The organism is Paenibacillus pedocola, from assembly GCF_031599675.1.
Lineage (GTDB): Bacteria > Bacillota > Bacilli > Paenibacillales > Paenibacillaceae > Paenibacillus_AQ > Paenibacillus_AQ pedocola.
Genome location: NZ_CP134223.1, coordinates 3,210,434 through 3,225,092, shown reverse-complemented (window position 1 = coordinate 3,225,092; position 14,659 = coordinate 3,210,434). Strand labels below are relative to the sequence as shown.

At 48.8% G+C, this 14,659-nt stretch carries 15 protein-coding genes; 3 read left to right on the top strand and 12 right to left on the bottom strand.

Annotated features, from left to right (window positions below; translation table 11 throughout):
- Positions 1–4: 4 nt before the first annotated feature.
- From QU597_RS14010 to nirB, 5 genes are all read right to left on the bottom strand, one after another.
- Complete coding sequence (locus QU597_RS14010) at positions 5–763, bottom strand: alpha/beta fold hydrolase (RefSeq protein WP_310833178.1); 759 nt, start codon at positions 761–763, stop codon at positions 5–7.
- Positions 764–927: 164 nt separating this feature from the next.
- Positions 928–1,260 carry an iron-sulfur cluster biosynthesis family protein gene (locus tag QU597_RS14005; protein ID WP_310833177.1) on the bottom strand — a complete coding sequence of 111 codons (333 nt, stop codon included), beginning with the start codon at positions 1,258–1,260 and terminating at the stop codon, positions 928–930.
- 114 nt (positions 1,261–1,374) lie between these two features.
- Positions 1,375–2,142 (bottom strand): uroporphyrinogen-III C-methyltransferase, encoded by a 768-nt coding sequence (gene cobA / locus QU597_RS14000; protein WP_310833176.1) that lies wholly within the window; start codon positions 2,140–2,142, stop codon positions 1,375–1,377.
- A gap of 86 nt (positions 2,143–2,228) precedes the next feature.
- A complete protein-coding gene (gene nirD / locus QU597_RS13995; protein WP_310833315.1) occupies positions 2,229–2,540 on the bottom strand; it encodes a nitrite reductase small subunit NirD in 312 nt (103 codons plus the stop codon).
- A gap of 19 nt (positions 2,541–2,559) precedes the next feature.
- The gene (gene nirB / locus QU597_RS13990) at positions 2,560–4,989 is read right to left on the bottom strand and encodes a nitrite reductase large subunit NirB (protein ID WP_310833175.1); all 2,430 of its coding nucleotides are present in this window, start codon (positions 4,987–4,989) and stop codon (positions 2,560–2,562) included.
- Positions 4,990–5,321: 332 nt separating this feature from the next.
- Here nirB and QU597_RS13985 point away from each other — a divergent pair, with 332 nt between their 5' ends.
- Together QU597_RS13985 and QU597_RS13980 are read left to right on the top strand one after the other, a co-directional pair.
- Complete coding sequence (locus QU597_RS13985) at positions 5,322–5,918, top strand: ANTAR domain-containing response regulator (RefSeq protein ID WP_054940516.1); 597 nt, start codon at positions 5,322–5,324, stop codon at positions 5,916–5,918.
- A gap of 12 nt (positions 5,919–5,930) precedes the next feature.
- Entirely contained in the window at positions 5,931–6,977 is a 1,047-nt protein-coding gene (locus QU597_RS13980) for an anthranilate phosphoribosyltransferase (protein ID WP_310833174.1), read from the top strand.
- Between the two features lie 82 nt (positions 6,978–7,059).
- On the opposite strand, the gene QU597_RS13975 is transcribed toward QU597_RS13980, so the two are convergent.
- From QU597_RS13975 to QU597_RS13945, 7 genes are all read right to left on the bottom strand, one after another.
- Positions 7,060–7,560 carry a DMT family transporter gene (locus QU597_RS13975; RefSeq protein WP_310833172.1) on the bottom strand — a complete coding sequence of 167 codons (501 nt, stop codon included), beginning with the start codon at positions 7,558–7,560 and terminating at the stop codon, positions 7,060–7,062.
- A gap of 29 nt (positions 7,561–7,589) precedes the next feature.
- Positions 7,590–8,288 (bottom strand): Crp/Fnr family transcriptional regulator, encoded by a 699-nt coding sequence (locus QU597_RS13970; protein ID WP_310833171.1) that lies wholly within the window; start codon positions 8,286–8,288, stop codon positions 7,590–7,592.
- Positions 8,289–8,314: 26 nt separating this feature from the next.
- Positions 8,315–8,740: a DMT family transporter gene (locus QU597_RS13965; protein WP_310833170.1), complete on the bottom strand. Its 426-nt coding sequence runs from the start codon at positions 8,738–8,740 to the stop codon at positions 8,315–8,317.
- Between the two features lie 167 nt (positions 8,741–8,907).
- Complete coding sequence (locus QU597_RS13960; RefSeq protein WP_310833169.1) at positions 8,908–9,309, bottom strand: NUDIX hydrolase; 402 nt, start codon at positions 9,307–9,309, stop codon at positions 8,908–8,910.
- 103 nt (positions 9,310–9,412) lie between these two features.
- A complete protein-coding gene (locus QU597_RS13955) occupies positions 9,413–11,377 on the bottom strand; it encodes a GTP-binding protein (protein WP_310833168.1) in 1,965 nt (654 codons plus the stop codon).
- Between the two features lie 9 nt (positions 11,378–11,386).
- A complete protein-coding gene (locus QU597_RS13950) occupies positions 11,387–12,370 on the bottom strand; it encodes an aldo/keto reductase (RefSeq protein WP_310833167.1) in 984 nt (327 codons plus the stop codon).
- Positions 12,371–12,717: 347 nt separating this feature from the next.
- Positions 12,718–13,473, bottom strand: a complete 756-nt coding sequence (locus QU597_RS13945) for a class I SAM-dependent methyltransferase (protein ID WP_310833166.1) — start codon at positions 13,471–13,473, stop codon at positions 12,718–12,720.
- Positions 13,474–13,807: 334 nt separating this feature from the next.
- Here QU597_RS13945 and QU597_RS13940 point away from each other — a divergent pair, with 334 nt between their 5' ends.
- Positions 13,808–14,620 (top strand): class I SAM-dependent methyltransferase, encoded by an 813-nt coding sequence (locus QU597_RS13940; protein WP_310833165.1) that lies wholly within the window; start codon positions 13,808–13,810, stop codon positions 14,618–14,620.
- The last annotated feature ends 39 nt before the right edge of the window (positions 14,621–14,659 follow it).

Sequence of the window (14,659 nt, the reverse complement as noted above, 5' to 3'; positions counted from 1 at the left end):
TTTATTAAATGGATCCTTTCACTTGCTCCCAACATTCCTTAATTGCGTTAATAACGATTTGGGGTTCTGAGAACTGTGGGAAATGTCCGCTATTTTTAGCTGGGATGTGTTTGCTGTTTGCGGATAAAGTGAGTAGCTCAATTTGATGCTCCAGTCGTTTAGTGCGGACGATCTCCGGCATCATTTTACTATTTTTCTCCCCGCTTATTACATATACCGGTATGTCCGGAAACGCATTGGAAGTAAGGATTTGTTGTACTGTTTCCTTTACAAAATTGACTTCGTTAAATTTCTTAGATGGTGATAAGGAATCGAATACCGACAACATCTTATTGATCTTCTTGATTACCTTTCCTTGATACGCCTCCAGCTCAATGTCTTTCGGATGACTGGATTCCAGAAATACAACCCCTGCTATTTCATTCGGGTAACGCCGGGCATACAAATTTGCATATAATCCGCCCAAGGAATGTCCCACCAATAAATATGGAGGTTCAAGACCAATTATCTTTAATATTTCCCGCAAGGTTTCAATAATGGTCAGCCCGTCTTGGGGTTCATGAGGTTTGTCACTTCCTGCAACACCAAAGCGGTTATAGCAAAATACAGATGACAAATTCACAAGTTCCGGCAGAATTCTCATCCATCCTTCAATAGGTCCCGAGCCGCCGTTAATCAATACAATCGACGGACTTCCGTTACCACTGATGTTATATTGCAGTCTTCCTTTTGAAGTATTTACAATTTGCCTCTCAATACCCAACTACAACACCTCGCATTAGTGAATTATATATCCATCAGTACGGCCTCTTGGTGAAGTGGTTTCATAGCCTCCTGGTTAATTCATATTGAACCTCCTAACTATACAAAAATCCCGTCTGCCGATAATTCCGGCAAACGGGATTTGCTGAGTGATGTTACACTGTTCTAATTAACCGTTTGTTGACGTGTGTCCTTTACCCTGATATTGCTGCCGAACAGCGTAGAATCACTGATCAGCTTGTAAGAGGGATAATTCTCTTCCGCTTCCAGCCGCATAACCTCATCGAACAATGATTCCTGCTGGCGGTCACAGAGAAACGTGAACGGTTCTTGCTGAAATACGATATCTGTTGCGTTTGGCTCAGAAATAATCTGAATGACCAGCACGCCGTTACAGCCGCAGTCTTCCGTATCATAGAACAGCTTGAAGGATCCCGGCTGGCCGGCAAGACTCTTGTGAAGCCGGTCTGCAGTCAGCGTATCGAGTTGAATGTGCATAGATAGTTACCTCCTTGGAGCGGTGCAGTCTGTGACTAGAGTATACCGCAAATATAACCCGGCTGCACCTTTCACCCGTGTGACCGCACTCACTATCTTTTTGACATTCCCGGCTCAACCGATCTGTGAACGAGCCGCATGCTCCAGACTTAGCAGCTGCTCTCTTACATTAACTACTTCTCCGACGATAATCATTGCCGGATTATGAATCTTCATCATTGCCGCCAGCTTACCGATATTGCTGAGAGTTCCGGTGACCGTCCGCTCACCTGAAGTTGTTCCGTTCTCGATCAAGGCAACAGGAGTCTGCGGATCTTTGCCGTGCTTCATCAGCTGTCCGCAAATATCACTTAACCGGCTGACGCCCATATAGATTGCCAAAGTATCCACACTATGGGCCAATGCATCCCAGCGGACAGGAGCAGCAGCGTCCTGACAGCGGCTGCCGGTCACGATGGCGAATGAGGCGGCCAGTCCACGGTGGGTCAGCGGAATACCGGCGGAAGCGGCTGAGCCGATGGCCGAAGTGATCCCGGGAATGATCTCATACGGTATTCCAGCAGCGGCGGCGGCAAGCGCTTCTTCTCCGCCTCTGCCAAAAACGAACGGATCCCCTCCCTTTAAACGGACCACATGGCTGCCTGCTTCAGCGTGCTTAATCATCAACCGCTCTGTGGATTCCTGAGGCATCGAATGCTGTCCAGGTGCTTTCCCGCAATAGATGCGGATCGCGTCACCTGATGCATAATCCAGCAGTTCTTCATTCACGAGGCGGTCATACAGAATAACATCTGCCGCCTGAATGCGGCGCATGGCCTTGACCGTGATCAGCTCGGGATCGCCCGGGCCTGCTCCGACGATAGATATGCTGCCCTGTTTCATAAGCTTTTCTCCAGCGAGGCCAGCTTGATGATCACGTTTTCTCTATAATAAACCATATTATCCCCGCCTTATAATGTGCTTAGGAACTATAGTGTCAGGTAGATATGGCCGCTCTCAGGGTCAATTTCCACCTCATATGTTGTCACATGGCCTGTATCTGGGGCAAGAACATTGCCGCTGTGCAGATCAACACGCCAGTCGTGGAGCGGACAATGCACTCTTGATCCGCAGACCATGCCTTCGGACAAAGCCCCTCCTTTGTGGGGGCATTTGTTCTCAACAGCCAGGACTTCTCCTGTTGTTAGACGAAACAGGGCGATTTCAGTATTCCCCACAAGCAGCTTCCGGGACCCTTTAATATCAATTTCATTTACATTGCCTACGAGCATTTTGGTCATTGTCATGGGTAGGGCCTCCTTATACCGTCTCAGGTTGTGAAATCGGCTCGAAATTTTTACGCAGCTCCGGCTCATTGACAATTTGCTTCCATGGATCGCTTGTCAATCGCAGAGTTGCTTCAATCCGCTCCTTCAGGGCAAGCCGCTCTTCCCTGTCATCAAGCGCCTGCTTGATGCTGTCCAGACCTACACGCTCAACCCACTGGGCGGTCCGCTCATTCCATCCGGCATTCTCACGGTAATATTGAAGGAATGCACTGGCCCATTCCAGCACTTCGTCATCTGTTTTCACTACGCAGAGCAGATCCGTGGCCCGGACATGCACACCGCCGTTGCCGCCGATATGCAGCTCCCAGCCTCCATCGATCGCAACAACACCGAAGTCCTTGATTGTCGCTTCTGCACAGTTGCGTGGACAGCCGGACACTGCCAGTTTCACCTTGGCCGGAGTGTTCAGCCGTTCGAAGGCTTTCTCCAGCCGGATTCCCATACCGATCGCATCCTGGGTTCCGAACCGGCAGAAGGTGGAGCCGACACAGGTCTTAACAGTCCGGAGCGTCTTACCGTAGGCGTGCCCGGAAGGCATATCCAGCTCCTCCCACATCTTCGGCAGATCCTCTTTCTTGACGCCGAGCAGATCCAATCTCTGTCCGCCGGTGAACTTCACCATGGGAACATCGAATTTGGCGGCAACCTCAGCGATTTTGATCAGATCGGCCGGTGTGGTTACCCCGCCGTAAATCCGCGGCACTACGGAATAGGTTCCGTCTTTTTGAATGTTGGCATGATACCGTTCATTCGTGAATCTGGATTCCTTTTCATCAATATATTCTTCCGGCCACAGCATACCCAGATAGTAATTCAGGGATGGACGGCATTTCGCACAGCCTTCATCATTGCTCCAGTCCAGCACATTCATGACTTCCTTAACCGTCTTCAGCTCCATGCGTTTGATTTCGGCAACAATCTCATCACGTCCAAGCGTGGTGCAGCCGCAAATGCCTTCCTTCACCGTTACAGCATTATCACCGGCATATATTTGAAGCAGTCCTTCCACCAGCGGCTTACAGCCGCCGCAGGAAGCCGAAGCCTTCGTGCAGGCTTTGATCGCTCCTACACTGGTACATCCGCCGGATTGTATCGCTTCGGCTATTGCGCCTTTAGAGACGCCGTTACAGCCGCAGATAATCTCATCATCAGCCATCGCTTCCAGGCGGTTCCCTTTTGGTGAAGCCAGCGCATCTGAAGACACGCCGAGCAGAAGCTCTTTTTCCATCCCTTTTATGTTCTCATTATTCTTAATCATCGAGAACAGCTGCGCCCCGTCTCCCGTGTCTCCGAACAACACTGCGCCTACCAGCTTGTCATCCTTAATCACCAGCTTCTTATAGACTCCTTCAATCTCATCCTGGTAGCGGAGTGCCCTGGAACCGGGCTGTTCGGTAAACTGGCCTGCTGAGAATACATCCACCCCGGAAACCTTCAGCTTGGTTGAAGTGATGGAACCCGCGTAGCCTTCGGTCTGTACTCCCGCCAGTCTTTTGGCGAGAACAGCTCCTTGTTCATATAATGGAGCAACCAGCCCGTATGCGATCCCCCGGTGCTCTGCACATTCCCCTACGGAATACACGCCGGGAGTATTTGTTTCCATATAATCATTTACGATAATGCCGCGGTTGATCTCAATCCCGCTTTTGCGGGCCAGTTCTACATTCGGCTTAATGCCCACGGCCATTACAATCAGGTCCGCTTCTGCAATTTCTCCGTCGGCAAACAGTAGGCCCTTGACTCTTTTTTTGCCGAGGATGGCTTCTGACTGCTTCTTCAGGAGGAACTTCATCCCCTGCTCTTCCAGCTCCTTGCGGAGCATCACGGATGCTGCTTCATCCAATTGGCGTTCCATAATATATTCATGGATATGGACAACAGATACCTCCATTCCTAGATGCAAAAGCCCTCTGGCCGCCTCCAGTCCCAGCAGACCGCCGCCGATCACCAGCGCTTTCCGGTGGGTCTTCGCTGTTTCCTGCATAATTTGGGTGTCCTTAATGTCGCGGAATGCGATCACACCCTCCTTCTCAGCTCCGGGCAGCGGCAGCATGAACGGATTGGACCCGGTGGCTAGGATCAGCTCATCATAACTGGCTTCAATCCCTTTATCTGTGTACACTGTCTTCTGGCGGGTATCGATGGATGTTACGGTATGTCCTGTATAAAGCCGGATACCGTTACTGTGGTACCATTCCAGATCATTGATGATGATATCGTTCATAGAAGCTCCGCCTGCAAGGACAGAGGACAGCATAATCCGGTTATAATTGGGATGCGGTTCTGCACCGAATATTGTAATTTCATAAGCCTCCGGAGCTAATTTCAATAAATGCTCGATCGCTCTTACCCCCGCCATTCCATTGCCGACCATGACCAGTTTTTTGCGTAAAGTAGACATATGTCTCTCTCTCCCCTCTCCATGTAGACAACAGAAATAGCCCGCTTCACCCCGCCCGGAAAAATAGTTTTCCCGTTGCGATATTGTGAGAGCAGGCGCCATTGCCGCTTCGACCGAATACATCGTTGTACTCGCCGTAATAATGAATTTGTTAAATCGACTATACTACAGCACCTCGCTAAACGTCAATAATTATGACATATAAATTTTAAATAATTAAATCCATCGACAAAACAGCTAATTTTGTGTTATATAATATAACATCTAATCAATTGGCGGTGCACTTCAGCAATTATGCCTCGATCATTACGATCTAAAAGGAGCGTCACGCTATGCATTCCCTGCTCTTGATTCATAACGGCAAAACAGAGAACGACATAGAGGCGCGCTCAGCACAGAGTCCGGACGGCATTCTTAAATCCTGCGGGTATGTGGTCGGGGTAGCCACTGACCAGGAGCAGGCTGTTGGAATGATCCGGGATATAGACGCCTTCATTCTGAATATGCCGATTACCGAGATTAATCTCTGGAGAGAAAAGCTTATCCGGCACAAAATCGCCCCGGTTCTATGGTGGTGCACCTCATCTACCGCAAACTTATCTGTATCTGCCTGTGGAGATGATATTATGGTGGATGGTATTCTCTCCCCTTCGATGCTGGCCCAGGAGATCCATTGGATTCTTCATTTCAGCTCCAGACAGTGCTTCGAGCGCCATCAGTGGCTGAAAGAGAAGGAACAGCTGCTTGCGCGGATTGAGGAACGCAAATGGATCGATATGGCCAAGGGCATCCTGTCCAAAGCCAAAAACATCAGTGAATCCGAAGCCTACGACCTTTTGCGTAAGCAGGCGATGAACGAACGTAAACGTATGGTGGATGTAGCCACTTCCATCGTCAAAGTCTATCAGCTGCTGCAGGATCAAACTTAAGGAGAATCCGATATGATTAATATTCTAAAAGAAGTTGCCAGAGGCAAACGCGGTGCGCGTGATTTGAGCTACGATGAAGCGCTCATTGCAGCAAAAGCGATCCTGGGGCAGACGGCCTCTCCTGTGCAGATCGGAGCCTTTTTGATCGCTGAGCGGATCAAGCTGGAGAGTATTGAAGAGCTGGAAGCCTTTGTAGCCGTCTGCCGCAAGCTTGCCCGCCGTGAACCGGTGCTGCAGGGTCTTGATTGCGCAGGACCTTATGACGGGCGGAAGCACTCCTTCATCGCAACTTTTCCAACCGCGTTTGTGCTATCCGCTGCAGGTGTGCCGGTTACCCTGCATGGTACAGCTTCACTTCCGCCCAAATGGGGCGTTACCTTGCAGGATATGATTCAGGCATCCGGCATAGATATTTCCAGGCTGACACCGGCGGATGCCATTGAAGCGGCAGCCGCCAGCGGCGTACTGTTCGCCAAAGCTGAAGACTGGTGTCCCCCGCTCGGTGCCCTTCGCCCGCTAAGAGAGGATATTGGAATGAGAACCATCCTGAATACCGCAGAGAAGCTGATTGACTATTCCTGCTCCCCTTATATCGTATTCGGGATTTATCATAATACCGTATTTGACCGCCTCTCCAGACTGATCATTAAGCTCGGGTATCAAAGAGGACTGATTGTCCAGGGGGTTGAAGGCTCCGAGGATCTCTACATTGACCGTCCAAACCGGGTATACACCATCACTGGCGGCCAGGCCCAGCTGGATATCATCGATCCGGAGTCCCTTGGACTGGAAACGGAAGTTCCTGAACTGGAATGGACGGCCCTGCGCCAGCTGCAAACTGCGGAAGAGGTTCTCCAGGGCGGCGGGCACATGGCCTTTTACAACCAGACCCTGCTAAATGGCGGAGCCAGACTCCATCTCGCCGGTAAGGTGAATTCGATTGAAGAAGGCGTGTACACCTGCAAGCATCTGCTCGACAACGGCGAGGCCTGGGCGGTATATGCGAAATGGAAAAGCCTGCTTCACGGCAGCAAAGCAGCTTCCTTGGGACAAGTGTAGCCGGCTGAGCTGTATGACACAAAAATATAAGCCAGAGCTTCCTGAGATTCAGGAGGCTCTGGCTTTTTTAGGTTAAGATTCATTAATCCAAATGCAGGGCCTGCCGCCGCTGGCCGGGGTTTACTTTATCCTCAGGCTCAGCCTCACGTCCTCCGCCTAATTTGAATACCAGAATGCCGCCAACGATGACCAGAACACCCAGCAGCTGATTGAGAGAGAACGGAACCTTGGTCAGACCCAGCCACCCTAGTGAATCCCATAACAGCGCGAAACCCAGCTGGGATGTCAGTACAATTGAAATTGCATAAGTAGCTCCCAGCAGCTTGGTAGCCTGCACGAGGCAGATTACTACTCCTACACCGATAACTCCGCTGAACCAATACCAGCCCTGCATGTGCTGTAGTGTGAACATGCCAGTTCCTTGCGTAATCAGTCCCATTATCAGGGAAGCGATGAAGCCCATGCCCAGGACTAGTGTGGTAGTGGTCCATGATCCCGTATGTTCATTAACTTTACTGTTAAAAATATTCTGAAGGCTTACCAGCGATCCCGCAATTAAAGCCAATAGTAGTCCAAGTATCATTTAGCAAAACTCCTTATTTCACAGATTTATTATTCATAAATATTACGGCGGGCCATGTCGCTGAGCCCTTTCCGGTCTTTTACTAGAATGACCCCTTTGCTGCGTTCGGTTAGTCCATCCCGGCAAAATTTCTGCAGAACACGGTTCAAATGTCTATAGCTGGTGCCTACGAAGTCGGCTGTATCCACCAGATTGATTGTCTTAAGCTGACCGGTAAATGAAGGATCTGATTCATCAAAGCTGATCGACAGCAAGTAACTGGCCAGCCGCACCTCTACCGGATGCATCAGATTGAGGCTCAGAAAATCCGATTTACGGTAGAACTTCTGCGTGATAATCTCCAGTAAAAACTGCAGCAGCGCGGGGTTATCCTTCCCATATTTCTTCAGCATGACGTATGAAATTCCGAGTGTTTGCACCGGAGATACAGCTTCAACGGTGTTGAGCATCTCAGTCTCCTGAATATATTCAACATCCCCAATCACCTCAAGCGGTGTCTTAAAACAGATAATCAAGGTTCTGCCCTCGGCTGTTGTCGTATAAATTTTCATCTTGCCCTTAACCAATATATAGAGCGTTCCTGATGGGTCTCCTTTGGAACAGATACACTCGCCCTGATCAAAACTGTAGAGCGATAAATGCTCACTTAACGGCCCGGCAAAAATCGCTTCCAGCTGATGATCCTTTAGATAGGAATCTATCTGCTGGCGGTCATGAATTTCTTTCATCGCAGAGCTTCACCTCCCGCTGCGTCTCAGAATTTAAGAATAATGACACCGGCAATCATCATCCCGATGCCGAGGAACTGCGGCAGCCGCATTTTTTGCTTGGCCACACCGAACCATCCGTTAATGTCGACTAGAAAGGTAAGAAACAGCTGGGCAATCAGCAGCGCAGATATACTCAAGGTGACTCCGATGTTTTGAATGGCGGTAACTTCGCTGAAAATAATAAATGCGGCCAGTCCGCCTCCGGTCAGATATAAGGGTTTAACTTTTTTTAAGCCATTTTTTTTACCATCCCGCACAAAGAGCAAAATCATCAGCGACATAATAAAACCGGTAAACTGTGTTATTGTCGTCGCCTGCCAAGTGCCGATATCCTGGCTGATTCGCGTGTTCGCGACCCCTTGCAGTGTAATACACGCTCCTGCAATGAAGGCAAAAATAATTCCTTTCATATGCTTCTCTCTCCTCTATGTGTTTTCTGCTTTAATTAAATGACATCCTGCGTGATCCGTGAAGGACATATGTCCTAAATTGTAATTTACTGATCTGCCTCATAAGTAAAAGAAAGCCCGCTTCAAGCCTTAACAGGCTGAAACGGGCCATATAGAATTCGATCAAATTAGAGGAGTAGCTGCATTTCATGTAAACGGTCAAAAATAAGCTGGCTGACAGCAGAAACATGCTCCCTGTCTTTATAACTGAGCCATGCCAGTTCAGCGATTTCCGCTGCCGGAGCTAATGTCCCGCTATAATCCGCAGTCAGACAGGTCATTTGGACCTGTATCCCTGCCTCTTTACCGTGTGCTGCTGCGGAAAATTGGCCGAACATCTGAATCGTATCCGGCTGAATGCGGACCGTTAATTCCTCTTCAATTTCGCGGATTAAAGTCTCGTTGTCGGTTTCGCCCGCTTCACGCTTACCGCCGGGAAAATAATACGTATCCTTACCGTGCGAACGTGCACCTAATACTTTACCCTCCACAATGTGAATCCAAGCGATCTTATCTATTATTGCAGTCATGGAAATCCCCCTCAGAATCTTGGCTTTGCTCTAATTAAGAGTAAAGCAATATCCGGCGCTAAGGAAAGGACATATGTCCTGATTGCATTCCATGCTGCAGGAATTACCGCTGCAGCTTCACATGCATATGCCGCTCTGCTTCATCCCAGGGAACCGAATAGGCTTGCCCTTTGGCGCAAAAAATCGAAATTGAGCTATACGCCGGATCGGCATTTTTATCATATTGTTTGTACTCTATAACATGCTCTGCCTGATGGCAGCTCTGATACCCGGCAACCCTCAGTGACAAGGAACCTTTGCCCTGTGTCATTGAGGCTAGTCTGACCGAATAGTTCATAAATGTCGCAACCGGTACTATACCGGTAATAACAGCAGTCTGCTCTGTTATTTCAGGTGCCGCAAAACTCCCGCTTGCCTGCTGGATATCTGCCATTACTTTGCCCACATGATCGGTATTTATCCTGATCTTGAGGTCATACACCGGCTCCAGAAGAATATTCTCCGCCTGCTCTAGCCCTTGGCGTAATGCGCGGAATGCTGCTTCCCGGAAATCCCCGCCGGAAGTATGCTTATTATGGGCTCTTCCGTTTAGCAGGGTAATGCGAAGATCGGTCAGCGGTGATCCGGTAAGCAGGCCATGATGGCCGTTGTCCTGGAGGTACTGTACAATCTGATGCTGGTAGCCGACAGACAGATCATCAGGATGACACTCATTATACACAGAGATTCCGCTGCCGCGTTCACCGGGTTCAAGCTTAAGAATCACCTCTGCATAGTGACCGAGTGGCTCAAAATGGCCGCAGCCGTAAACCGTATTGTTGATCGTCTCCATATACAGAATTTCCGGATCGCCGAAGGTCACCGGTATACGGAACCGTTCACGCAGGATCTGGTCCAGAATCTCCAGCTGGATTTGTCCCATCACATGAATATGCAGCTCCTGCAGTGCTTCGTCCCAGCTGACATTGAGTGACGGGTCTTCCGCACCCAGCTGCTGGAAGGCAAGAAGAACCTCCTTAAGGTGGACCGGCGGCGCAAAATTCACTTTCGCTTTCAAAGTCGGAATCAGCTCACTGCCCAGGTGATCCTGCAACGCACCCACACCTTCGCCCGGCATAGCGGCTGTCAGCCCCGTAACTGCAAACAGCTCACCGGCAGCCCCCCAATCAGCGGCAGCGGTCTTCGCCCCGGCAATCCTGCGAATTCCGGTAATCCGCTCTGTGATCCGTTCTCCGGCTGGCCCGTAAGCCAGTTCCTCTCTTACTTTAAGCACGCCTTGCAGCGCTTTAATATAGGTGATCCGCGTACCTTTTTCATCATGGCGGATCTTATAGACGCGCCCTGCAAAAGGCAGACAGTGATCATATCCGGTATTTGTTAATACTTCGAGATTCTTGAGAAAGCTATCAATACCTATATCTAGCAGTGCAGAGCCCGCCATACACGGGAAGATCTTGCCGTGCCGCACCATTGTAATGAGCGCTTCCCGCCATCCAGAATCGCTTAGGATTCCGTCGAGATAAGCCTCGAACAGCTGTTCATCACGTTCAGCCATAAATGCCTGTAGTTCTTCTCCTGCTCCGGCAGCTTCCAGGTCAGGTAGCATAACTGCATCTCTGCTTAGCTGCTGGCGGATTTCGGCTAGTACCCGCTGCGGATCGGCACCCGTACGGTCAGTTTTGTTGATAAAAAAGAAAGTCGGTATGTCATGCCGCCGAAGCAGCTGCCATACCGTTTCTGTGTGGCCTTCTACTCCCTCAACGGCGCTTACAATGACCACGGCATAGTCCAGAATTTGCAGTGCGCGCTCCATCTCCGGCGAGAAATCGACATGACCCGGCGTGTCCAGTAAAAAGTAACGCGAATTTCCTATGCTAAATTCAGCCTGATCAGCAAATACCGTGATTCCGCGCGCTTTTTCAATATCATGCGTATCTAAAAAAGTATCTTTATGGTCCACCCGCCCCCGGCTGCGGATCGCCTCTGTATGGTAGAGCAATTGCTCTGCAAAGGTTGTTTTTCCCGCATCGACATGAGCAAGCAGACCAATGGTTGTATTTCTTGTCATAACTTGCGCCTATACACCCCCTCGGATGTGTGGAGCTACATCACTGCTGTAAAACTGGCTGAGCCGCTGCATTTCTTCAGCTGTGAAGGATGGCACTTCCCCCGCCGCCAGATTATCAGTAACCTGAGCTTCATTCTTAAAGCCTGGTATGATGCAGCTGACAGCAGAATGATCAAGAATCCAGCGCATCGACGCTCTTGCCATATTGCCCCGCCCTTCACTGATCCACTCCAATTGGGAGGCCAGCTCCACGCCCTTGAGGAACGGCAGACCGGCAAAAGTCTCCCCGACATTGAAATGCTCACCATTTGCATTGAAGCTGCGGTGATCATTCGGCTGGAAGGTGCTGTTCTTCCCAAACTTCCCGGTAAGCAGCCCGCTGGCAAGCGGCAGACGAACCAGAATCCCGGTTCCCTGAGCTTCTGCCCGCGGCAGCAGTTCAAGCGCAGGCTGTTGGCGGAACAGGTTAAAAATAACCTGGAGTGATTCTACACCCGGGTACTCCAGACATAGCAGCCCCTCTTCTATCGTTTCAACACTGACGCCGTAGTGGCGGATTTTACCTTCAGTCTTTAATTGATCCAGCACAGCAAATACACTTCCATCCCGCAAAATCTCAATCGGCGGACAATGGATCTGATACAGATCAATCGCTTCACGCTGCAGACGGCGCAGGCTTTGTTCAGCATACTCGCTAACCCTCCGTGCCGAATAAGTTTCGGGATCATGAATATCGCCGGCACGGCAAAACTTCGTGGCAATATGTATTTGATCTTCTTTACCTTTGGTGGCCTTGGCTAGCAGCTCCTCAGCATGTCCTGAACCGTAAACATCTGCAGTGTCGAAAAAATTCACGCCTTGTTCAATAGCGAGTGACAGCCCTTTTAGTCCGTCCTCGTCCCGGCTTGTCCCCCAGTCACCGCCAATGGCCCAAGTGCCAAAGCTGACTTCACTGACAGATAAACCGGTATTTCCAAGCTTGCGGTAATTCATATGATTGCCTCCCGGAGTTTTAAATTGTTCATTCAATTTTGTCGCCATGTTATCGCTTTCATCAACTTTTTACTTTCTGAATCCCCTTAGTAGAAGTGTACGTCTTACAGTCCACTCTAAGTCAAGGTCTTTTCGAATATTTCCTTCTGGAACGTCTCTATTGATCAGGAGTCATGAAGTGAAATTGGTTCATGCTTAACGACGGTTTTTTCATCAAGCTCCAATCCGGTGGAGCAGTGAAGAAGACCTTAAGCCGATCGAAGATTTGTTCCCGCTCTTTGAAATAATAGGTACGCTCATCAATCCCTCCAGGATCAAAAAGGTAAGAATAACGCGTAATGGAATAATTATACTTCTCCCCAATAAATCTCAGTTTCATAATCGAATGGAACAATACCATCCTGATTATTCCGGTCAAAAAGATTTTCCAGCTCCTTCATCATCGGATCGTAATTCGGGTGCCCGGGGACAGGACTGTAGGAAGAGGATAGCAGCCGGCCTTTTAAGCCCTCGAAATCGAACTCCTGACTCATTCTGAATCGAACTTCATGCATCGTACCTTCCTTGAAAAAAGAATGAAGTATATCAGGAGAAATATTTTTATGATTAACCTTCTTGTAGTCAGTTCCGTATGTATGTAGCAGTTGATCGTACTCATCACGAAACGGGGTACCGTTTGTAAGCCGGGAATTCCAGAGTAGTATTACTCTACCACCAGGTTTTAGAATTCTGCGAAACTCGGTTTGTGCTGCTAAGCGATCAAACCAGTGAAACGCCTGTGCGCTGACAATAAAATCAACTGACTGATCCGGTAATCCTGTGGATTCTGCTGACCTTGAACTAGACTGAAAGTTCGGCTTGTCTGCGAGCATTTGCTCGGCGGCTACCCGCATGGCCTCATTCGGCTCAACCCCGGTCACATAGCTTCCGCGTTCCAGAAGCAGCTTTGCAAAGATCCCTGTACCTGAACCGATGTCAGCTATTCTACTATTCGATCGCAAACCTATGAAGTCGTACAAATAATCAACAGCCTCTTTCGGATAGCTCGGGCGGTACTTCAAATAGGAATCAACCCGGTCCGAAAACCTTTCTTCATTGTTCATCTTTCGCCACTCTCCTTTTCTTTATTTACACTTTCAGCGACTGGAGAACAGGGTGGGTATCTATTCAGCATGCTTGTATTCTTCTGGTCTCAGTGGCTTACGAACTTATTCTCGGTACAATTTTACCATATATCGGGACTTCCCAGTCCGTTAATTGAATTTTATCTACCTAACCCATTTCTTTCAGAATCTTAACTCAGATGCAATATGGAATATTTTAGGTAGATATGTTCGCGGATAAATGGTACATTATCTTGGCAGCAGCAGAGCGGGCGTTCGTATTGTTGGGATCTTCGCTTAAGCTCATATTATTCTAATGGGAGATGGTATCGGTATGGTCAAGGAATCGGTGTATCGAACAAATGTTATAGGTGCTGGCGCAGTTGGTAGCGCTGTCACAGTCGAGATGGACAAACATTCTATACATAAAACAAATAGCATCTTTTGGGATACAAAAGGTAATGAAATCCTAGGAGCAACCGCGCTTCCTTTGTATGGAGCATATGTTTCCGAAGAGAAGTGCCAGCTTTTTGGCGATGTCTCAGGAAAAAAGGTGCTGGAAATAGGCTGTGGAAGCGGGCAGTCCTTGCTTTATCTGGGGGAACGCAAAGCATCTGAACTATGGGGTACCGATATATCAGCAAAACAAATCGAAAAGACATCACAACTTTTGACGTCCTCCGGTCTTTCAGCCCAATTGATCTGTTCTCCCATGGAAGATGAATGTGAGATTCCGGAGAATTATTTTGACTTCGTTTATTCGGTTTATGCCATCGGCTGGACCACCGACCTTGAGGGTACTTTTAGCCGGATTGCTTCTTACCTGAAAAAGGACGGCGTCTTTATTTTCAGCTGGTCTCATCCTATTCACAAATGTGTTGTTGCAGAGAATAACATGCTTGCTTTTAAAAAATCCTATTTCGATGAATCCTGGTATACGGCATCCCTTGATGAAGGTACGTTAACCTTATCGGACCGTAAACTATCGACCTATTTGAACGCGCTCGCAAAAGCGGGATTTGTCCTTGAGCAATTAATTGAGGAATCAGATGATGACATTATGCATTCGCGGGACGATAACAGTGATTTTGCAAAAAAAGCAAAAATGCTGCCAGTAACTTTCGTAGTCAAAGCAAGAAAGCTATAATATCCAATTGCTTAAATTCAATATCTTTTACGATAGTCT